Below are 22,260 nucleotides of genomic sequence, written 5' to 3'. Positions count from 1 at the left end.
CGGACATTGAGCGTTAAATCGTAAATAGTAAATCGTTTAATCGTAAATAAAATTATGTTTCTATTAGGTTATGACATAGGTAGCTCGTCTGTAAAAGCGAGTTTGGTGAATGCTGAAACAGGCAAATGTGTATCATCGGCATTTTTTCCGAAAACAGAAGCGAATATTATTGCTGTGAATCCCGGATGGGCGGAACAAGATCCGGAAAGTTGGTGGGAAAACTTAAAGTTGGCTACACAGGCTATTATGACCGAATCCGGAGTGAGTGCTGCTGAAATAAAAGCCATCGGTATCTCTTATCAGATGCACGGATTGGTATGTGTCGATAAGAGTCAGCGTGTATTGCGTCCTGCTATTATCTGGTGTGACTCCCGTGCTGTGCCATACGGTCAGAAAGCATTTGAAACAATCGGAGAGGAGAGATGTCTTTCTCATTTGTTGAACTCGCCGGGAAACTTTACAGCTTCCAAGTTGGCATGGATTAAAGAAAACGAACCTGCCATCTATGAGCAGATTTACAAGATAATGCTTCCGGGTGATTATATTGCCATGAAGTTGAGTGGAGAGATTTGCACAACCGTTTCCGGACTTTCGGAAGGTATGTTCTGGGATTTTAAGAACAACCGGGTGGCTGACTTCCTGATGGATTATTACGGATTCGACTCTTCTTTGATTGCAGATATTAAACCGACTTTCGCAGAACAAGGACGCGTCAGTGCAATGACTGCCAAAGAACTTGGATTGAAAGAAGGAACACCTATTACTTATCGTGCAGGTGACCAGCCTAACAATGCTCTCTCTCTGAACGTGTTCAACCCGGGCGAAATTGCTTCTACGGCGGGAACATCAGGAGTGGTTTATGGTGTGAACGGTGAAGTGAACTATGATCCGCAGTCACGTGTCAATACCTTTGCCCATGTCAATCATACAATAGACCAGACACGTCTGGGAGTATTGCTTTGCATCAACGGAACAGGTATTCTTAATTCATGGGTAAAACGCAACATTGCTCCCGAAGGAATATCTTATAATGAAATGAATGTGTTGGCTTCCAAAGCTCCTATCGGTAGTGCGGGAATCAGTATTCTGCCCTTTGGTAACGGTGCTGAACGTATGTTGAACAATAAAGAAATCGGTTGCAGCATCCGTGGACTGGACTTCAATGCACATGGCAAACACCACATAATTCGTGCCGCTCAAGAAGGTATCGTATTCTCTTTTAAATATGGCATTGATATCATGGAGCAGATGGGAATTCCCGTAAAGATGATCCATGCCGGACACGCTAATATGTTCTTGAGTTCTATCTTCCGCGATACGTTGGCGGGAGTTACAGGAGCCACTATCGAGCTTTATGATACAGACGGTTCAGTAGGAGCCGCGAAAGGTGCAGGTATCGGTGCAGGCATCTATAAAGATAACAATGAAGCATTTGCTACGCTTGACAAACTGGATGTGATCGAGCCTAATGTGGCGAAACGTCAGGAATATGCTGATGCCTATGCAAAATGGAAATACCGCCTTGAAAAGTCGATGACTGGTAACATACCGGCTCCGGCTCTTTCTTCAGATAAATAATTAACAATCTAAATAATAACCATTTAAAAATAAAAGAATTATGGCAACAAAAGAATTTTTCCCGGGAATTGAAAAGATTAAGTTCGAAGGTAAAGATAGTAAGAATCCGATGGCATTCCGTTACTACGATGCTGAAAAGGTAATCAACGGTAAGAAGATGAAAGATTGGTTGAGATTTTCTATGGCATGGTGGCATACTTTGTGTGCTGAAGGCGGTGACCAATTCGGTGGCGGAACAAAACAATTCCCTTGGAATAGTAATGCTGACGCTATACAAGCTGCAAAAGATAAAATGGATGCAGGTTTCGAATTCATGCAGAAAATGGGTATCGAGTACTACTGTTTCCACGATGTAGACTTGGTTTCTGAAGGTGCAAGCATCGAAGAATACGAAGCTAATCTGAAAGAAATCGTAGCTTATGCAAAACAGAAACAAGCTGAAACAGGCATCAAACTGTTGTGGGGTACTGCCAACGTATTTGGTCATGCACGTTATATGAACGGTGCTGCTACTAATCCTGATTTTGACGTAGTAGCTCGTGCTGCTGTTCAGATCAAGAATGCAATCGACGCAACGATCGAACTGGGTGGCCAGAACTATGTATTCTGGGGTGGCCGTGAAGGCTATATGTCTCTTCTGAATACAGATCAGAAACGTGAAAAAGAACACTTGGCAAAAATGCTGACTATGGCTCGTGATTATGCTCGTGCTCGTGGCTTCAAAGGTACTTTCCTGATCGAACCGAAACCGATGGAACCAACTAAACACCAGTATGATGTAGATACAGAAACTGTAATCGGCTTCCTGAAAGCTCATGGCTTGGATAAAGATTTCAAAGTGAATATTGAAGTAAACCATGCAACCTTGGCTGGCCATACTTTCGAACACGAATTGGCAGTAGCAGTAGACAACGGTATGTTGGGCTCTATCGATGCTAACCGTGGTGATTATCAGAATGGTTGGGATACAGACCAGTTCCCGATTGATAACTACGAACTGACACAAGCTATGATGCAAATTATCCGTAATGGTGGCTTGGGTAACGGTGGAACAAACTTCGACGCTAAAACTCGTCGTAACTCTACTGACCTGGAAGATATCTTCATCGCTCATATCGCAGGTATGGATGCTATGGCTCGTGCATTGGAAAGTGCAGCTGCTCTGTTGAACGAATCTCCATATAAGAAAATGTTGTCTGACCGTTACGCTTCATTCGATGCTGGTAAAGGTAAGGAATTTGAAGATGGCAAGTTGACTTTGGAAGACGTAGTTACTTATGCTAAAGCAAACGGTGAACCGAAGCAGACTAGCGGTAAACAAGAACTTTATGAAGCAATTCTGAATATGTATTGCTAATAATTAATTCACCACAGAGTAGCACAGGGTCTCGCAGAGTTCATTTTCATTTAATATTGTATTTCTCTGTGAAACTCTGTGTCACTCTGTGGTGAGATTTCCAACTACTACAACACTACTTTATCTACTTATAACCATGATTAATACAACGAACGAGGGTAGTAAACTCTACCTATATTCGATCACCTCTGTCGCCATTTTGGGAGGACTGCTTTTCGGATACGATACAGCCGTTATTTCGGGCGCAGAGAAAGGTTTGGAGGCATTTTTCCTTTCGGCCTCTGATTTTCAATATAATAAAGTAATGCATGGAATCACTTCTTCCAGTGCATTAATTGGCTGTGTACTGGGTGGTGCGATCTCCGGTATATTTGCTTCCCGTTTGGGACGTCGTAATTCCTTAAGGCTTGCTGCCGTACTCTTTTTCCTTTCAGCATTAGGTTCCTATTATCCGGAATTCTTATTTTTCGAATATGGAAAGCCGAACATGGATTTGCTGATTGCTTTTAATCTGTATCGTGTTTTGGGTGGTATCGGAGTAGGACTGGCTTCTGCCGTCTGTCCGATGTATATTGCTGAAATAGCCCCTTCCAATATTCGTGGAACGCTTGTATCATGTAACCAGTTTGCTATCATCTTTGGTATGTTGGTAGTGTACTTCGTGAATTTCCTGATTATGGGCGGTCATCAGAATCCTGTTATTTTGAAAGATGCGGCCGGTGTACTGTCTGTTAGTTCTGAATCTGATATGTGGACTGTGTATGAAGGATGGCGTTACATGTTTGGTTCGGAAGCTTTCCCTGCCGCTTTCTTTGGCCTGTTGTTGTTCTTTGTTCCGAAGACCCCACGTTATCTTGTATTGATACAGCAGGACGAAAAGGCTTACTCAATTCTGGAAAAGATCAATGGTAAGACAAAAGCACAGGAAATCCTTAATGATATTAAAGCTACTGCTCATGAGAAGACGGAGAAAATCTTTACTTATGGAGTGGCAGTAATTGTGATCGGTATTTTGCTTTCTGTATTCCAGCAAGCTATCGGTATTAATGCGGTACTATATTATGCTCCTCGTATTTTTGAAAATGCAGGTGCAGAAGGAGGTGGCATGATGCAAACTGTGATTATGGGTATTGTAAACATTATCTTTACACTGGTTGCTATCTTCACTGTAGACCGTTTCGGACGTAAACCACTATTGATAATCGGTTCTATTGGTATGGCTGTTGGTGCATTTGCAGTAGCAATGTGTGACAGCATGGCAATAAAGGGTATCCTTCCGGTACTTTCAGTGATTGTGTATGCTGCATTTTTCATGATGTCCTGGGGACCGATTTGCTGGGTGTTGATCTCGGAAATCTTCCCAAATACCATCCGTGGTAAAGCAGTGGCAATCGCCGTAGCTTTCCAATGGATATTCAACTATATCGTATCTTCTACTTTCCCGGCATTGTACGATTTCAGCCCGATGTTTGCGTATAGTTTATATGGCATTATCTGCGTAGCTGCTGCCATCTTCGTTTGGCGTTGGGTACCTGAAACGAAGGGCAAGACACTGGAAGATATGAGCAAACTTTGGAAGAAAGACAAATAAATTAGGTTAGTGTAATTTCATCATGTCATTATGACTTCGGCCTCCTGACATGATTCTGTTGAGATTATGACATCGTACCAATGGTATGGTGTCATAATTGTTTATATACATATCATACAGTAAATCAATCTTTTATTTTGCATTAATTGTTTTATCGTTGGTGTTACAATTAATGTTTTTGCATTTTTGAGTAAATATGTTCTCCAATGATACGCTTATCTTTGCGTTATAAAAATTGAAGTATGATAACAGAGCAATATAAAGATACCGTTTATTTCTCGAACCTTTTTGTACGTCACTACCCTAAAGTTTATGAAGAATTATCTAATATTCTTTCTCGCCATCATATAGCACATAGGACTTTGATGCACACTAAAGATTATTGGTGCCGAGATTATATGCCAATACAGTGGGGAGCTAATACTTATATTCAATTCCGCTATGAACCTGATTATTTGACGGATAAACCACAGTATAAAACTAATATTGTTCCCGTACTTAAAACCATGAGTAGCAAGATGGATATTATTCAATCGCCACTTATAGTTGATGGAGGGAATGTTGTTGTGTGTGAGGGAAATTCTAAGTGGATGGGATCATGTATAAGAAAGCGGAAACCAATTATTATCATGACAGAAAAAGTGTTCCAAGAAAATTCGCAGATCGATCAGGGAGAAGTACTGGCAATATTAAAGGCAAACTTTCATGGAGCAGATATTATATTTCTACCATGGGATAGATACGATATCTGTGGTCATACAGATGGGATTGTTCACAATATTGGCGATGGTAAGATTTTGGTCAACTTGAAAGTATATCCTCAAAAGATAGAACGGGAGATGAGACGTAGATTGAATGACATTTTTGTAGTTGTGGATTTAAAACTTAGTAAGTATTATGAGAATAGTTGGGCATACATAAATATGCTTCAGACACGTGATATAATCATTGTCCCCGGACTTGGATTACCTACAGATGGAGAGGCTTTAGAACAGATAAAAAAGTTATATCCTTTCTATGAGGGACGAATTTACCAAGTTAATATAGCTCCGATTGTAGAGAGATGGGGAGGTGCGTTGAATTGTTTGTCTTGGACTATGAGTAATTATGTATCTAGTTTATTTTCAAATATAATTTAAAAAGTAGAAAAATATGGAATTAATTATTGGGTTTGTAATATTATTTTGGATTGGTGTAAAGCTTAACCGATGGATAAATGGTAGCAGTAAAATTACGAGTAATCAAAAAAAGATCATTGAAGAATTAAGAAAGCAAAATCAAGTAAAGAAATGAGTATGATTAATCCTTATCCTAGCTTTGTGATATATATAGAGGGATCTCTTTTAGTGAAGGCTTTGGAAACAAGAGAAAATAGAATTCGAGATTTATTAAATTCTAGCTGCTTCGATTTTAGAGATTTATCATCAGGCTATTGGGAATGGAATGGACGCTTATTGCAGAAAGAAAATAATGAATGCATTGGAATATATGAGGTTAATCTAATTGTTTTTGGTACAAAACGATTTCCGAATTGGTTGTCTATTAGGCGCTATTTATTTAGTTTGCGAGGTGAATGGTATTCTAATTACCAATATACTAAAGAACCTGCTTTTTTTATCTGTTCAAAAGAATGGCTATTATTGCAAAAAAATCATTTAATCCAAAATTTTAAATATTATGATATCAACATTATCGACTTCCAAACCTATCCTTTATATTGATATGGATAATGTTCTAGTTGATTTTCAATCAGGTATTAACAAGTTGAGTGAATACGAAAAGAGAGAATATGAAGGACGATATGATGAGGTACCTGATATTTTTGCAAGAATGGGTCCGTATGAAGGAGCAATTAATGCCTACCATCATTTAGCACGTTTTTATGATGTATATATTCTTTCCACGGCACCTTGGAATAATCCTTCTGCCTGGTCAGATAAACTAATATGGGTGAGAAAATGGTTAGGTACTGATGGTTATAAACGATTAATTCTTAGTCATCATAAAAATTTGAACAAAGGAGACTTTTTGATAGATGATCGCCTCAAAAATGGTGCTGAAAATTTTAGTGGTGAATTAATCTTATTTGGCTCGGAACAGTATCCGAATTGGGACTCTGTTGTTGACTATTTGATATCATCTAAGTGAGAAGTAAAAAAGTTGATATATTCGGTACAACTCTTTACTAAAAAGATTATCTTTACTCAAAGAAATATTAATATGATAATAATTATGGATACTTTGAAAAAGGAAATTGCAGTTTTAATGCAATGCAGTGATTTTAACGAGATAGAGAAACAGCTTCAAGTAATTAATAAGTTAATAGTCACAAACTATATGTTTGAACTAAGTAATGGGCTACGGATTTACCCTATTGAAGTAGAAGCTTATTTTAAAGATGCAAAATTTAATGATGAGTTTGTGCATGGAAATGAACTGCAAAAAAATAATTATGGAAGATTTTATGTTCATCGCACAGGTATAACAAAGAATTCAAAATTTAAAGGTGGAACAAGAGGAGGCATTGATATTTGTTTATCTGATAATGCTAATGCATATTATGGTATTCTAATTAGAAGCGCTAAGTTTGATGATGGCACAATTAAATTTGGACCGAATAACGTTTTAAAATTTATTGTTGAGGATAAGAATGTAGATTATGATACTTTGGAAAAAGAATCTGTTTTAAAAGAAGCTGTTGAAGATTGCCGTGATAGAGAAAATAGATCAACCATCTTGCATTCTACACGTGTTGGTCTAAGTGACAAGCAAAGTGACGATTTTAAAAACTTGCAATTACGAACGATCGTAGGGCCGCTGCTTTCATCTTATGCATATAAAGAAAAGGAAAATGTATTTAGGAACTATATCGTTAATGATAACATCTCAAAAGAAGAAGCCGAGAAAATTTCTATTGACATCCTCGGATATTGTCCTAAGTCTTTGATAGAAAGTGTATATCAGGTATGATAGCTACTAATTTTGTATAAGGGTGAAATATCGCCCTTATACAAAATTATTTAACGATTGGAATCCAAACTTCAGTAAGAAGCTCTTTCACATCTGTGTCGGTGGGAGAGTTCAAGTAATGTTCCAGGATTGGAGTTTCTCCTAAGCTATAAAATTGCGGTAATTGTTTCAATATTGTCTCATAAAAGGCATCTAACAATGCATAATCTCCTTGATGGACATAAACTGCGTATGTACCTTGAGGTAAATCCATGTGTTTTATTGGACTAGTAAGAGGGGGATTGGATCCTATTCCTTTTTGAATAGCTATACAAGCGTAAAAACGGCATTTTTCTAATGAGGTAATGTCCGTGTCATCATAAGCTATCCCCCAATAATCTTCCTTATCAGGTAATAAAGAGTTTTCTTGTGCATATTCATATAGGCAATCCCAAGTGTATGTCTCAAAAGCAACTGTGCTACAAGTGTCATAATTGCCAATATAAGATAAAAATAAAACAGGTATTGTTTCTGATTTCACTATGCGGTAAGGAGAAATATATGAAGGATAAGTATGACTTGTTTCCAATAATTTTTTTTGTAGTTCTCGAGGAGTGAGATTGTATTTTTTTTGAAGTGTATTATTTAAAGCTGACTGGTTAGCAAATCCAATATATTCATATATTTCAGCTATACTTTTTTTATTATCTTTGAGTAATTGCTGGGCATATTCCATGCGTGTACGAATGATATATTGATGTAATGTTTCGCTAGTGTAAGCTTTAAACATCAGCTGAAGATTACGAACAGACATGCATGCCATTTTAGCTAATTCAGGTATAGATATCAAGCGATTGAACTCATCGGCAGTTTTGCCTGTCCAATTCTTTTGTATCATGGAATTTAGATAATGAAGAATTGTCTCGATTTGTCCTTGATAGGAGAGTTTGTTGGAATTCATATCTTTTCTTTACCTTTTGGGGTACTCTTTTATTTATGATTGATATTCGCAAAGATAGTATTTATATACGCATCCTATATGAAAATGATTCAAAAGTTGATTCCATGACTTCTCATATCCGTTTCTAGCTTGAAAAAAATCCTTTGGAAAATCTAATTGTTTTGTCTTTAGAATTTTCCAGACTAGAGAGAAGAGGATAGAAGAAGCAGAATCAAATAAAAGCAGCTCTTTTCCGCAGCTAAAGCATTGCTTTAGCCTACTTAAAGCGCCGCTTTCCTTCTCTTAAAACACTGCTTTTTTCTCTTTCTGTTTAAGCAGCATTCTCTATATATAAGAAACATTTTTTTATCTACCCCTTCATCTTTCTTCTGAATTACCTGTGAATAAGAATTTTGTGGGTGAAGGAGTGCTTCTTCACCTTTGGAATTTGCAGAAAAAGAGTGCATAAAATAGATAGTATTGTTAATTATTTCTTGGTTTGAAAACACAATTAAAGGAATAGCTATACCTTTGCATTATCTTTTATAAAACACATATTGTTATGGAACAACATCCGATAAAAATTAATAAAGTGCAGATACGCAATCTGCAAATAGAAGATTATGTACAGTTATCCCAGTCGTTTACCCGCGTCTATTCTGATGGTAGCGATGTGTTTTGGACTCGTGAGCAGATCCAGAAGTTAATTAAAATTTTTCCGGAAGGTCAGATCGTTACAGTAGTCGATGATAAAATAGTTGGTTGTGCTCTTTCCATCATTGTTGATTATGATAAAGTAAAGAACGATCATACGTATGCACAAGTGACAGGGAAGGAAACATTCAATACACATAATCCTGAAGGAAATATCTTGTATGGCATTGAAGTGTTCATTCATCCGGGTTATCGCGGTTTGCGCCTGGCACGTCGTATGTATGAATATCGTAAGGAGCTTTGCGAAACATTGAACCTGAAAGCTATCATGTTTGGCGGACGTATCCCGAATTATCATAAATATGCTGACAAAATGCGTCCGAAAGAATATATCGAACGAGTGCGTCAACGCGAGATTTATGATCCGGTACTAACTTTCCAACTATCGAATGATTTTCACGTGCGAAAGGTGATGACCAATTATCTGCCGAATGACGAAGAATCGAAACATTACGCCTGTTTGCTTCAATGGGATAATATCTATTATCAGCCACCTACGCAAGAATATATCAGTCCTAAAACTACGGTTCGTGTAGGATTGGTGCAATGGCAGATGCGTAGCTATAAAACGTTGGACGACCTGTTTGAACAAGTAGAATTCTTCGTGGACGCAGTATCCGATTATAAAAGTGATTTTGTTCTTTTCCCGGAATATTTCAATGCTCCTTTGATGTCGAAGTATAATGATAAAGGAGAATCACAGGCTATTCGCGGATTGGCAAAGTATACCGATGAGATTCGGGAACGGTTTATGAATCTGGCTATTAGCTATAATATCAACATTATAACCGGAAGTATGCCATACGTAAAAGAGGACGGACTGCTTTATAATGTAGGTTTCCTTTGCCGACGGGATGGAACCTATGAAATGTACGAGAAATTGCACGTCACCCCCGATGAAATAAAAAGCTGGGGACTGAACGGTGGTAAACTTCTGAACACTTTTGATACGGATTGTGCAAAGATCGGAGTTTTAATCTGCTATGATGTGGAATTCCCCGAACTTTCCCGCCTGATGGCAGATCAGGGAATGCAGATATTATTTGTTCCTTTCCTGACAGATACCCAGAATGCCTACTCCCGTGTTCGTGTTTGTGCGCAGGCGCGTGCTATTGAGAATGAATGTTTTGTAGTCATTGCCGGAAGTGTTGGAAACCTTCCTCGTGTGCACAATATGGATATTCAATATGCTCAATCGGGTGTGTTTACCCCATGCGATTTTGCTTTTCCAACGGACGGAAAGAGGGCGGAGGCAACTCCTAACACAGAAATGATTTTGGTATCGGATGTTGATCTGGATTTGCTGAACGAATTGCATACATATGGTAGTGTACGTAACTTGAAAGACCGCAGGAATGACTTGTATGAGGTTAGATTCAAAAAATAAAAGAGTGACGCTATACTGTCAAGATAGCGTCACTATGTGCCCTGGATAGCGTCACTATCCGGGGCATATAGTGACGCCCTTTTTATAGAATATTTTTTATTTGGAAGACGTGCCGCTCTCCAATATACTAACGATAGAAAACAGCGTAAAGCATATCGCTCCAAGCCCTGATAAAACACGTGCCGGAATGAAGTAATCTGCATTTACAGTGGCAAGCTCGAATACAAAAGCCGCCAAAAACAGACAAGCCAATGCTGTGAATACCGGAATTAAAGGAATACGGTTGGCGAGTTTGAACTCATGCCGCCAAATTTTAGCCAAAAGAATGACTTTACTGGAAATACTGTAACAGACTAAACCTAGTCCAAGCATGATATATCCGGTAGTACCGTTGGCACTGCCTGAATCGGCTAAGATTATAAAAAATCCCCAGATAAAAGAAATGGATCCCATCAATAAAACGAGTTTGGGCCATTGTGAACGTTCTTTTTCCGAATATACATTGCGTATCTGACGGGCTATGGTAGCTACCAATGCAATCAGACTGGTACAAATGCAGGCAAGCCCTGCCATTACATGACCAGCTACAAAATATGCCGGATGCACATGACTGTTAGCCAATAAAACAAACGCCCATATCCATGCGATAAGAGAAATGAGAATGACAATGATTTCCAATGCCCGTTCCTGACCTAAAGAAAATGCGCCTTCAGGAACTTCATTACCCGTGCCTCTGGAGTTTCCCGGAATCAAAGAAAAACGGGTAGAGGAGGTGGCAGCAGTGGCTACACAACCTGTAATAAAACCTACGCCGGTTATTACATGGCCTGCCACAAAAGCTGAAGTACCGTCTGCATTACTGAAAACACAGATACCTCCGATTATAGTCACTATAGCTGCCAGATAGCCGAGTATTGGTAAACCGTACTTCGCTGCTTGATTATATGTATGTATGATTTGCCGGATAATAGTAGCAGCCGTGCAGAACAGCGCAATGCATATCATACCTAATGAGAATATCACAGGGCCCGCTACAACACGACCGCCGGCATCTCCATAATCATAAATGAACGCTCCGTATCCGAAGCAAAAAACAGCCATCAACAAAGGGATTGCCCTGAATAAAATACTAATTCCATAATTCATAAGTTAAGTGTTTTTAGGTTTCCCACTAAAACAAGGAGATACCTGTTTTGTTTAGGCTGTAGGTGGTTTATAATCGTTAACTTCACACGAATCCGATTAAAAGTCTTAGCTTTTTGCTCAACTAAACAAATGTTTTTGTAAATTTGCACCCTTAAAAATGGGGATACCCCTCAAATTGTAAATTGTAAATAGTAAAATCGTAGACAGCTATGGGTAAGAGATTTACTGAATATTCGCAGTTTGACCTTTCGCAGGTGAACAAAGATGTGCTGAAGAAATGGGACGAGAACCAGGTTTTCGCCAAGAGTATGACAGAACGTGATGGCTGTCCTTCGTTCGTGTTTTTCGAAGGACCTCCCTCGGCTAATGGTATGCCGGGCATTCACCATGTAATGGCTCGTACCATTAAGGACATTTTCTGCCGCTACAAAACGATGAAGGGTTATCAGGTGAAGCGTAAAGCCGGATGGGATACGCACGGACTGCCTGTGGAACTAAGTGTAGAAAAAGCATTAGGTATCACAAAAGAAGATATTGGTAAGAAAATCTCTGTTGCCGACTACAATGCGGCTTGCCGGAAGGACGTGATGAAATATACCAAGGAGTGGGAAGACCTGACTCATCAGATGGGATATTGGGTGGACATGAAGCATCCTTATATCACGTATGACAATCGTTATATTGAAACACTGTGGTGGCTATTGAAGCAACTGCATAAAAAGGGATTATTATATAAAGGATATACGATCCAACCGTATTCACCGGCTGCAGGAACAGGATTGAGCTCACACGAGTTGAATCAGCCGGGCTGTTACCGAGATGTAAAAGATACAACGGCCGTTGCCCAATTTAAAATGAAGAATCCTAAACCGGAAATGACGGAATGGGGAACCCCTTATTTTATTGCCTGGACAACTACTCCGTGGACATTGCCCTCAAATACGGCACTCTGCGTAGGACCGAAGATCGATTATGTGGCTGTACAGTCTTACAACGCCTATACCGGAGAACCTATTACTGTTGTTCTGGCTAAAGCTTTATTGAATGTACACTTCAATGCAAAAGCGGCGGATTTGAAGTTGGAGGATTATAAAGCTGGAGATAAACTTGTGCCGTTTAAAGTGATTGCCGAATATAAAGGCACTGATCTTATCGGTATGGAATATGAGCAGTTGATTCCTTGGGTAAAACCTGTCGAAGTATCTGAAGACGGTACTTGGAAAGCTAGTGATAAAGCTTTCCGTGTAATACCGGGTGATTATGTAACTACAGAAGATGGTACGGGTATCGTTCACATTGCACCGACATTTGGTGCGGACGATGCGAATGTGGCACGTGCTGCAGGAATTCCGTCACTATTCATGATCAATAAGAAAGGTGAAACTCGTCCGATGGTGGACCTGACCGGTAAATTCTATCTGTTGGATGAGCTGGATGCTACTTTCGTAAAAGAATGTGTGGATGTAGACAAATACAAGGACTATCAGGGCGCATGGGTGAAAAATGCCTATGATCCTCAATTCATGGTAGATGGAAAATATGATGAGAAAGCTGCGCAGGCTGCCGAATCTTTGGATATTGTCATTGCCATGATGATGAAAGCAGACAACAAGGCTTTCAAAATAGAGAAACATGTCCACAACTACCCGCATTGTTGGCGTACAGACAAACCGGTACTTTATTATCCGTTGGATAGCTGGTTTATCCGTTCTACCGCTTGTAAGGAACGTATGATGGAACTGAACAAGACTATCAACTGGAAACCGGAATCTACCGGAACCGGCCGTTTCGGTAAGTGGCTGGAAAATCTGAATGACTGGAACCTTAGCCGTTCCCGTTATTGGGGTACTCCGTTGCCTATCTGGCGTACGGAAGATAATACGGATGAGATATGTATCGAATCTGTAGAAGAGCTTTATAATGAAATCGAGAAATCGGTAGCTGCCGGATTTATGAAATCCAATCCATACAAGGATAAAGGTTTCGTTCCGGGCGAATACACCGAAGGAAATTATGATAAGATTGATCTTCACCGTCCTTATGTAGACGACATCATATTGGTATCAAAAGATGGTCAGCCGATGAAGCGTGAATCAGACTTGATTGATGTATGGTTCGATTCGGGTGCTATGCCTTATGCGCAGATACATTATCCGTTCGAAAATAAGGAACTGTTGGATAGCCGTCAGGTATATCCGGCCGACTTTATCGCAGAAGGGGTAGACCAGACACGTGGTTGGTTCTTTACCTTACATGCTATCGCTACGATGGTATTTGACAGTGTGTCATACAAAGCTGTTATTTCTAACGGTCTGGTGCTCGATAAGAACGGTAACAAGATGTCTAAACGTCTGAATAATGCTGTCGATCCGTTTACTACGATTGAAAAGTATGGTTCCGACCCGTTGCGTTGGTACATGATAACCAATTCTTCTCCGTGGGATAACCTGAAATTTGACGTTGAAGGAGTGGAAGAAGTTCGTCGTAAATTCTTCGGCACTTTATATAATACGTATTCATTCTTTGCACTTTATGCAAATGTAGACGGATTTGAATATAAAGAAGCGGATGTGCCGATGGCAGAACGTCCGGAGATTGACCGTTGGATCTTATCTGTATTGAATACATTGATAAAAGAGGTAGATACTTGCTATAATGAATATGAACCGACAAAGGCAGGACGTCTGATTTCTGATTTTGTGAATGATAATTTGTCCAACTGGTATGTTCGCCTGAATCGTAAACGTTTCTGGGGTGGTGAATTTACACAGGATAAATTGTCTGCTTATCAGACATTGTATACTTGTCTCGAAACAGTTGCTAAATTGATGGCTCCTATATCTCCGTTCTATGCAGACCGGTTATATACGGACTTGATTACAGCAACAGGTCGTGACAGTGTCGTTTCTGTCCACCTTGCCGAATTCCCGAAATATCAGGAAGAAATGATAGACAAGGAATTGGAAGCCCGTATGCAAATGGCACAGGATGTTGCATCCATGGTGTTGGCATTGCGTCGTAAGGTGAATATCAAGGTGCGCCAACCGCTGCAGTGTATCATGGTTCCGGTGGTGGATGAGGAGCAGAAAGCTCATATCGAAGCTGTGAAGAACCTGATTATGAACGAAGTGAACGTGAAAGAAGTCAGATTCGTTGATGGCGCGGCCGGTGTATTGGTGAAGAAAGTGAAATGTGACTTTAAGAAACTGGGTCCGAAGTTCGGCAAGCAGATGAAAGCGGTGGCCGCTGCGGTTGCAGAAATGTCACAGGAAGCAATCGGTGAATTGGAGAAGAACGGAAAGTATACGTTAAATCTGGATGGTGCAGAAGCTGTTATCGAAGCATCAGACGTTGAGATCTTTAGTGAGGATATTCCGGGATGGTTGGTTGCCAATGAAGGTAAACTGACTGTAGCACTTGAAGTTACTATTACCGAAGAGTTGCGTCGTGAGGGTATTGCCCGTGAATTGGTGAACCGTATTCAGAATATACGTAAGTCAAGCGGCTTTGAGATTACAGACAAAATAAAAATAACAATCTCGAAAAATACGCAAACAGATGATGCGGTAAATGAATATAATACTTATATTTGTAACCAAGTTTTAGGCACATCTCTGGAACTTGTAGATGAAGTGAAAGACGGAACAATGCTGGAGTTTGATGACTTCTCGCTGTTTGTGAATGTGATAAAAGACTAATACTATATTGATTAACCTTTTTAAATTGTAAAATTATGGCAGAAAAGACTAGATATTCGGATGCGGAACTCGAGGAATTCCGTGCCATTATTATGGAGAAACTGGAATTGGCACAACGTGACTATGAACAGTTGAAAAAAAGTTTGATGGGACTGGACGGTAATGATACCGATGATACATCTCCTACATATAAAGTATTGGAAGAAGGAGCTAACACGCTCTCCAAGGAAGAAACAACCCGCCTGGCACAACGTCAGCTGAAGTTTATCCAAGGATTACAAGCTGCTTTGGTACGTATTGAGAATAAAACGTATGGTATCTGCCGTGAAACCGGAAAGCTGATTCCGGCAGAGCGTTTGCGTGCTGTTCCTCACGCTACGTTAAGCATTGAAGCAAAGAACAGTGGTAAAAAATAACAGATAGCAATAGGCTACAGGTAACGGGCTACAAGTAGCTGCGCAAAATTTACGCACGGCACTTGTAGCTCGTTATGTTTAATTTATAATAAACACATGAAGAAACTATTCACAAAGGGAAGAATTGCCCTGTTCGTTATCTTTTCCGTATTGATTATTGACCAGATTATCAAAATCTGGATTAAAACTCATATGTACTGGCATGAAAGCATACGTGTGACAGATTGGTTTTATATCTATTTCACCGAAAATAACGGAATGGCTTTCGGTATGGAAATTTTCGGCAAGCTGTTCCTGACAACATTCCGTATTGTTGCGGTGGCATTGATAGGATGGTATCTTTATAAAATAATAAAGAAAGGGTTCAAAACAGGCTACATTGTTTGTGTGGCTCTTATTCTGACCGGTGCTTTAGGAAATATCATAGACAGTGTGTTCTATGGAGTTTTCTTCAATGAAAGCACTCATTCGCAGATTGCCAGCTTTATGCCCGAAGGCGGTGGATATTCTACCTGGTTTTATGGAAAAGTAGTGGATATGTTTTACTTTCCGATTATAGATACAAACTGGCCTACATGGATGCCGTTTGTGGGCGGAGAGCATTTTATATTCTTTAGTCCGATCTTTAATTTTGCAGATGCTGCTATCAGTTGTGGTATCATTGCCCTGTTACTTTTTTATAGTAAATATTTGAATGAGTCATATCATTCGTTGGATAAAGATAAAAAGGAAGCTACAGATCATGAAAAGTAAATTTCGGTTTCATCTGTGTCTCATCTGCATGTTCGCTTTTGCAGTAGCCGGGTGTAAAGTGAAAAGACCCAGTGATGTAATCTCGGAATCGAAGATGGAGAATTTGCTGTATGATTATCATGTGGCAAAGTCTATGGGAGATAATTTGCCTTATAGTGAGAACTATAAGAAAGCATTGTATATCGACGCCGTTTTTAAGAAATACGGGACTACGCAGGCTGCATTTGACTCGTCTATGGTTTGGTATACACGTAACACAGAGATTTTATCGAAAATTTATGATAAGGTGAAGAAGCGTTTGAAAGATGAACAGGAACTTGTGGGTGACTTGATAGCCAAACGTGATAAGAAACCGAAAATGACTAAGCAGGGTGACAGTATTGATGTCTGGCCGTGGCAGCGTATGATTCGTTTGACCGGTGAGATGATGAATAATCAATATGTATTTACTTTACCGACCGACTCTAACTACAAAGACCGTGATACGCTGGTATGGGAAGTACGCTATCGATTCCTCGAACCGATGCTTGCCGACTCTTTAAGAGGCGTTACGATGGCCATGCAGGTGATTTATGAGAAAGATACGATCAATCATTGGAAAACGGTGACTGAACCGGGTGTGCAACAGATTCGTTTGTTTGCAGATACATTAGGTCCAATGAAAGAAATAAAAGGCTTCATTTATTATCCGGGAGATAGTCTGGAAAAGGGAGGAGCATTATTGGCTGACCGTTTCATGATGACTCGTTATCATTGTACGGACACAGTTTCGTTTGCTGTCCGCGATTCTTTGAACAAGATAAAAGCTTTGAAAGCGGATTCTTTGAAGAAGATATCTGCTAAAGAAAATGCCGACTCTTTGCATAAGATCATAGACAAGGAGAAAGATGACATGCAGCGTCTGACACCGGAAGAAATGAACCGTCGTCGTACGGGAACTCATCGCGAGAAGAAACCGGAACAGATTGAAGTGGAACAACATATCCAGAAGGAAAGAATGGAGCAAAGAAAGGAGCGTCAGATGAATCAACGCAGGCAGCAACAACAAAGACGTCAAAATCGCTGATTGTAATGAAACGTTTTGCTTCTCATTATTTGCTGATACCTGCTGTAGGATTTATGAAGCAGCAGGTGGTGGAGATCACCGGTGAGGGAATTGTTCGAGATGTATTTCCACTGACTGAAGAGATTGAGTCGGTCGAATGGATGCCGGGAGTGATTGCCCTGCTTTCTGAAAACCAAATGGAAGAAATAAAAAACACTGGGATGATTTTTAAAAACATCCCAGTGTTTTCATCCAATCTTCCCAATGTTCCGAATCAATCTTCCCAATGTTTGATGGAGTATCTGCATGAAGCGGAAAAGAAGGGGGAAGCCCTATTTCCTTACTTATTTTATCCTTTTGATTTTACTTCCATGCAGCCTGTCGACGGAACTCGGCACAGATTACTGCGGTAGCGATGGCTACATTAAGAGACTCGGATGTCTCCTGACCTTCCGGATAATTGGGAATATATAATTTTCTGTTAATCAATGCAGCGACTTCTTTTCCTATACCATTCCCTTCATTTCCCATTACTATCAGGCCATTGGCAGATAATGGTTGCTCATACATATTTTTTCCGTCCAGAAAAGTTCCGAATATAGGAGTGTCTCCGAGTGAACGGATAAAATCGGGGAGGGAAGTATAGTGCACTTTCACGCGGGTAATTCCTCCCATTGTGGCTTGTATGGTTTTAGGGTTATATACGTCTACCGTATTCTGTGAGCAGATAATATGTTCGATGCCAAACCAATCGGCCAAACGGATAATAGTACCGAGGTTTCCGGGATCTTGCACATCATCCAATGCAAGGCAAAGTGATTGGCGCACGACTTCCGGATTCAACGTATAGGATGGTTGTTCGAAAATGGCAAGTACCTGTTGGGGAGTTTTCAATAAACTGGCCCGTGAAAGATCTTCCTGTGAAACTTCTACCAGTTCACTTGCATCTATATCGGGATGTTTTTGAAGCCACGAGGAAGTGGCTGCTAAAAAACGACAAGGAAAATGTCCGAGTAAATCACCTACCAATTTAGGACCTTCAGCCAGAAATACTCCCTCTTCTTTGCGTATTTTCTTCAGTTCCAGCGAGTGGATATACTTTATTTTGTTTTTACTTAGTGATGCCATAAATTTGATATTCTTTTGCAAAGCTATAAAGATATTTCCAATCTATCCTTACTTTCCTCTCTTTTTCTTAATTTATTTTTCCCGTCAGAAAATATAATTTATCTTTGTAAGCGCATTTTTTATGCTATCGATGTAAAACCGTATGAGGAGAAATTTTCTTTATTTACTTGCTTCTGCTGCTGTCTTGTCACTTGCTTCGTGTACTACCACTAAGTTTGTGCCGGATGGTTCTTATTTGCTGGATGAAGTTAAAATTCGTACGGACCAGAAAAACATACGGCCTTCTTCCTTACGTATGTATGTTCGGCAAAATCCTAATGCCAAGTGGTTCAGCCTGATAAAGACTCAACTTTATGTCTACAATCTGTCGGGACGTGATTCAACCAAATGGGGAAACAAATTTTTAAGAAGGATAGGGGATGCTCCTGTAATATATAGCGAGGACGAAGCGAAACGCTCTGAAGAAGAGATCACTAAGGCGGTGCATAATATGGGATATATGGCGGCAACCGTGAAGCGTTCGACCAAAATAAAAAAGAAAAAGATTAAGCTGTATTATGATGTAACGGCAGGCAAACCCTACGTTGTTCAATCTATCAAATATGATATTTATGATCCTAAAATAGCCTCTCTTCTCAAACAGGATTCTGCCAGAAGCTTGCTGAAGGAAGGAATGTATTTGGATGTGAATGTATTGGATGCGGACAGGCAACGCATCACGAATAAGTTGCTTCGGAATGGCTACTATAAATTTAATAAGGATTATATCGGATATACGGCCGATACGGTTCGTAATACTTATAATGTAGATTTGACTCAACATTTGCAGATGTATAAAGTGCATGCGAGTGATTCGGCAAGGGCACATCAGCAATATTGGATCAATAAGATTAATTTTATTACGGATTATGACGTTTTGCAGTCTTCTGCTTTGAGTAGTGTGGATATTAATGATTCGGTTCATTATAAGGGATATCCGATTTACTATAAGGATAAGCTCTATTTACGTCCTAAAGTGCTTACGGATAACCTCCGGTTTGCTTCCGGCGATTTGTTTAATGAGCGTGATGTGCAACAAACCTATTCCAGTTTCGGACGTTTGTCTGCATTGAAATATACGAATATCCGTTTTATCGAGACTCAAGTTGGAGATTCAACAATGCTCGATTGTTATGTGATGTTGACTAAGAGCAAACATAAATCGGTATCTTTCGAGGTAGAGGGAACCAATTCTGCCGGTGACTTGGGAGCAGCGGCTTCCGTTTCTTTCCAGAATAGGAATCTCTTTCGCGGATCGGAAACGTTTATGATAAAATTCCGTGGAGCGTATGAGGTTATTTCCGGGCTTCAAGCTGGTTATTCAAATAATAACTATACGGAGTATGGGGTGGAAACGAGTATCAACTTTCCTAATTTCCTGTTCCCATTCATTTCCTCTGACTTTAAACGGAAAATCAGGGCTACAACAGAGTTTGGTTTACAGTATAATTATCAGTTGCGACCGGAGTTCTTGCGCACGATGGCTTCTGCTAACTGGAGTTACAAGTGGACGCAGCGTCAGAAGATACAACACCGTATTGATTTGATAAATATTGCTTTCCTTTATTTGCCCCGTATCTCTGAAAGGTTTAAGGAAGACTATATAAATAAGGGACAGAACCATATATTCCAGTATAATTATCAGGATCGGCTGATTATAAATATGGGATATAGCTATAATTATAATAGTGTAGGAGGATCGATTATCAATAATACGATTGCTTCTAATTCATATTCCATCCGTTTTAATTTCGAATCGGCGGGAAATGTAATGTATGCTCTGTCAAAGGCTGCAAACATCCGGAAGAACAGTGATGGTGAATATGCTATTCTAGGGATTCCATATGCTCAATATCTGAAGGGAGAGTTTGATTTTGCTAAGAATATCAGAATTGATTATCGTAACTCTTTTGCGTTTCATGCCGGTGTGGGAATAGCTGTACCTTATGGAAATGCGAAGACTATTCCGTTTGAGAAACAATATTTCTCCGGTGGAGCCAATAGTGTCCGCGGATGGAGTGTTCGCGATTTGGGACCGGGCTCTTTTGCAGGAAATGGGAATTTGCTCGATCAATCCGGAGATATTAAACTGGATGCCAGTATTGAATACCGAAGCAAGTTATTCTGGAAGTTTCAGGGGGCGGTATTTATTGATGCCGGTAATATCTGGACCATCCGGAGTTATGCCAATCAACCTGGAGGGGTTTTCAAGTTTGATAAGTTTTATAAGCAAATAGCAGTGGCCTACGGATTGGGTCTTCGCTTGGATTTAGATTTCTTTATTCTGCGCTTTGACGGAGGTATGAAAGCTGTCAACCCCGCCTATGAAACGAGGAAAGAGCATTTCCCCATCATCCATCCTAAATTCAGTCGTGACTTTGCTTTCCATTTTGCTGTGGGATATCCTTTCTAATCAGCCATTTATTATTTACTCTTACTAACTCGAGCGTATCTTGCAGGGAACTTACGTATTCCATTTTTCCTCCGATAGGATGAATGACGAATGCATTTTTGATTTGGCAGACAACTGACGCTTCTTCTAAATTAGCATCTACCTCACTTGAAATAACAGAAACTTTTGCAGCGCCTCGTGTCTTGAGTTGCTCCAGATGGGTTTGACCGACATTGGATGCCAAGAAACTAAGATAAGATTGGGAAGAAGGCGTGCTCCATTCTTTGGCGACCGGATAATTGAAATTATAAAAGGCTTCGCAGAAATCAATGGCTGTCTGTTCTATTTGAGTTTGAGGAGTTTGTTGCTGACAAGATAGGCAGGTGAAGATTAGAACAGAATAGATAAGTGTATGTAGTTTATTCATAGTACAAAAGATTCTTGATAGAAGAAGATAAGATTGAAAAAGGAGATGAAACTCCCGTATGATGTTTCATCTCCTTCGTATTTGTTTTTATTTTTAGCGGGCGGCAAACATAAGATTGCTCATTGTAGCCTGGCGTGCTGCCAGCATGCCTTGAGCATCCAACGTTACATTCATCTTTTCGCCATTTGGCAAGAACAAATCAGCAGTGCCATCATTGTTCATTTTTACTAATTCAGCGCTTTCACCGTTTGCAACGACATTCCATGTATTGGCTTCTTTGTTGTAGATCAGGTCCATTGAAGCAGTTTCGCCCTCTTTAGTAATGGAATATCCATTCTCAAGAGTTTTCACCATGTAGTTGCCGTTTTCTCCTTTTACTTTCTTTACATCACCTACATTAGCCATCGGATTGGAGCCACTCCAGAATTCGATTGAGTTGATAACTAAAGCATCAGCCAGGTAAGCTACACCATAAACCGGAATAATGTTGAAAGCAAGGAATACGAGTTCGTTTACAAACTTGTTTCCAACTGATTGATTCCAGGAAGACAGGCGGTTGAATAAACCGAATGATCCTACACAAGAACTGAATAATAAGCTACCGCTAAGTACTACTGCGACTAAAGTCAGTTTCCCTTTTTTCATGTTAAAATGTTTTTGATTAATAAAAAATATTGATAATTTCTCTCTTATGTGTATG

Annotated in this window: 20 protein-coding genes; 15 read left to right on the top strand and 5 right to left on the bottom strand. The window is 39.7% G+C overall.

Annotation, left to right across the window (positions count from 1 at the left end; translation table 11 throughout):
* Positions 1-54 precede the first annotated feature (54 nt).
* From NXV01_RS17575 to NXV01_RS17540, 8 genes are all read left to right on the top strand, one after another.
* Entirely contained in the window at positions 55-1,578 is a 1,524-nt protein-coding gene (locus NXV01_RS17575) for a xylulokinase (protein WP_148366632.1), read from the top strand.
* Positions 1,579-1,618: 40 nt separating this feature from the next.
* Positions 1,619-2,935 carry a xylose isomerase gene (xylA, locus tag NXV01_RS17570; protein ID WP_259022956.1) on the top strand — a complete coding sequence of 439 codons (1,317 nt, stop codon included), beginning with the start codon at positions 1,619-1,621 and terminating at the stop codon, positions 2,933-2,935.
* Between the two features lie 136 nt (positions 2,936-3,071).
* Entirely contained in the window at positions 3,072-4,526 is a 1,455-nt protein-coding gene (gene xylE, locus NXV01_RS17565; protein WP_148366634.1) for a D-xylose transporter XylE, read from the top strand.
* A gap of 242 nt (positions 4,527-4,768) precedes the next feature.
* Entirely contained in the window at positions 4,769-5,665 is an 897-nt protein-coding gene (locus tag NXV01_RS17560; protein WP_195650281.1) for an agmatine deiminase family protein, read from the top strand.
* Positions 5,666-5,678: 13 nt separating this feature from the next.
* Positions 5,679-5,819 carry a hypothetical protein gene (locus NXV01_RS17555; protein ID WP_217722877.1) on the top strand — a complete coding sequence of 47 codons (141 nt, stop codon included), beginning with the start codon at positions 5,679-5,681 and terminating at the stop codon, positions 5,817-5,819.
* Positions 5,816-6,247 (top strand): hypothetical protein, encoded by a 432-nt coding sequence (locus tag NXV01_RS17550; RefSeq protein WP_217722876.1) that lies wholly within the window; start codon positions 5,816-5,818, stop codon positions 6,245-6,247. Before NXV01_RS17555 ends, NXV01_RS17550 begins: the two co-directional genes overlap by 4 nt.
* Positions 6,204-6,674 (top strand): 5' nucleotidase, NT5C type, encoded by a 471-nt coding sequence (locus tag NXV01_RS17545; RefSeq protein ID WP_195359008.1) that lies wholly within the window; start codon positions 6,204-6,206, stop codon positions 6,672-6,674. The genes NXV01_RS17550 and NXV01_RS17545 overlap by 44 nt, the downstream gene beginning before the upstream one ends.
* Positions 6,675-6,758: 84 nt before the next feature.
* Positions 6,759-7,496 carry a hypothetical protein gene (locus NXV01_RS17540; RefSeq protein WP_217722875.1) on the top strand — a complete coding sequence of 246 codons (738 nt, stop codon included), beginning with the start codon at positions 6,759-6,761 and terminating at the stop codon, positions 7,494-7,496.
* A gap of 46 nt (positions 7,497-7,542) precedes the next feature.
* Here the strand turns inward: NXV01_RS17540 and NXV01_RS17535 are convergent, their stop codons facing one another.
* Entirely contained in the window at positions 7,543-8,436 is an 894-nt protein-coding gene (locus tag NXV01_RS17535; RefSeq protein ID WP_217722874.1) for a GyrI-like domain-containing protein, read from the bottom strand.
* Positions 8,437-8,977: 541 nt separating this feature from the next.
* Here NXV01_RS17535 and NXV01_RS17530 point away from each other — a divergent pair.
* Positions 8,978-10,516 (top strand): carbon-nitrogen hydrolase family protein, encoded by a 1,539-nt coding sequence (locus tag NXV01_RS17530; protein ID WP_074558559.1) that lies wholly within the window; start codon positions 8,978-8,980, stop codon positions 10,514-10,516.
* Between the two features lie 96 nt (positions 10,517-10,612).
* Here the strand turns inward: NXV01_RS17530 and NXV01_RS17525 are convergent, their stop codons facing one another.
* Positions 10,613-11,662: a DUF2776 domain-containing protein gene (locus NXV01_RS17525; protein ID WP_259022955.1), complete on the bottom strand. Its 1,050-nt coding sequence runs from the start codon at positions 11,660-11,662 to the stop codon at positions 10,613-10,615.
* Positions 11,663-11,871: 209 nt separating this feature from the next.
* On the opposite strand from NXV01_RS17525, the gene ileS reads away from it, so the two are divergent.
* The 5 genes from ileS (at position 11,872) to NXV01_RS17500 (ending at position 17,987) form a co-directional block, all read left to right on the top strand.
* The gene (gene ileS / locus NXV01_RS17520; protein ID WP_259022954.1) at positions 11,872-15,360 is read left to right on the top strand and encodes an isoleucine--tRNA ligase; all 3,489 of its coding nucleotides are present in this window, start codon (positions 11,872-11,874) and stop codon (positions 15,358-15,360) included.
* A gap of 35 nt (positions 15,361-15,395) precedes the next feature.
* Positions 15,396-15,776: a TraR/DksA C4-type zinc finger protein gene (locus NXV01_RS17515; RefSeq protein WP_004295883.1), complete on the top strand. Its 381-nt coding sequence runs from the start codon at positions 15,396-15,398 to the stop codon at positions 15,774-15,776.
* A 96-nt stretch (positions 15,777-15,872) separates the two neighbouring features.
* Positions 15,873-16,529, top strand: coding sequence for a lipoprotein signal peptidase (locus tag NXV01_RS17510; RefSeq protein ID WP_148366639.1), 657 nt, complete (start codon positions 15,873-15,875; stop codon positions 16,527-16,529).
* Complete coding sequence (locus NXV01_RS17505) at positions 16,519-17,595, top strand: DUF4296 domain-containing protein (protein WP_148366640.1); 1,077 nt, start codon at positions 16,519-16,521, stop codon at positions 17,593-17,595. Before NXV01_RS17510 ends, NXV01_RS17505 begins: the two co-directional genes overlap by 11 nt.
* Before the next feature lie 5 nt (positions 17,596-17,600).
* Positions 17,601-17,987 carry a hypothetical protein gene (locus NXV01_RS17500; protein WP_148366641.1) on the top strand — a complete coding sequence of 129 codons (387 nt, stop codon included), beginning with the start codon at positions 17,601-17,603 and terminating at the stop codon, positions 17,985-17,987.
* Here NXV01_RS17500 and NXV01_RS17495 read toward each other — a convergent pair.
* On the bottom strand, positions 17,938-18,702 hold the full coding sequence (locus tag NXV01_RS17495) for an RNA methyltransferase (protein ID WP_148366642.1): 765 nt from the start codon (positions 18,700-18,702) through the stop codon (positions 17,938-17,940). The two genes, NXV01_RS17500 and NXV01_RS17495, sit on opposite strands and share 50 nt — an antisense overlap.
* 142 nt (positions 18,703-18,844) lie before the next feature.
* On the opposite strand from NXV01_RS17495, the gene NXV01_RS17490 reads away from it, so the two are divergent.
* Complete coding sequence (locus NXV01_RS17490) at positions 18,845-21,154, top strand: BamA/TamA family outer membrane protein (protein WP_148366643.1); 2,310 nt, start codon at positions 18,845-18,847, stop codon at positions 21,152-21,154.
* On the opposite strand, the gene NXV01_RS17485 is transcribed toward NXV01_RS17490, so the two are convergent.
* Together NXV01_RS17485 and NXV01_RS17480 are read right to left on the bottom strand one after the other, a co-directional pair.
* Positions 21,108-21,560 (bottom strand): hypothetical protein, encoded by a 453-nt coding sequence (locus NXV01_RS17485; RefSeq protein WP_217722870.1) that lies wholly within the window; start codon positions 21,558-21,560, stop codon positions 21,108-21,110. The genes NXV01_RS17490 and NXV01_RS17485 overlap by 47 nt on opposite strands.
* 93 nt (positions 21,561-21,653) lie before the next feature.
* On the bottom strand, positions 21,654-22,205 hold the full coding sequence (locus tag NXV01_RS17480; protein ID WP_195650289.1) for a DUF3332 domain-containing protein: 552 nt from the start codon (positions 22,203-22,205) through the stop codon (positions 21,654-21,656).
* Positions 22,206-22,260 lie beyond the last annotated feature (55 nt).

Origin of the sequence: Bacteroides sp. BFG-606 (assembly GCF_024788145.1) — a bacterium.
Lineage (GTDB): Bacteria > Bacteroidota > Bacteroidia > Bacteroidales > Bacteroidaceae > Bacteroides > Bacteroides vicugnae.
The sequence above is the reverse complement of the archived record's forward strand: the minus strand, read 5'-3'. Positions and strand labels throughout refer to the sequence as shown.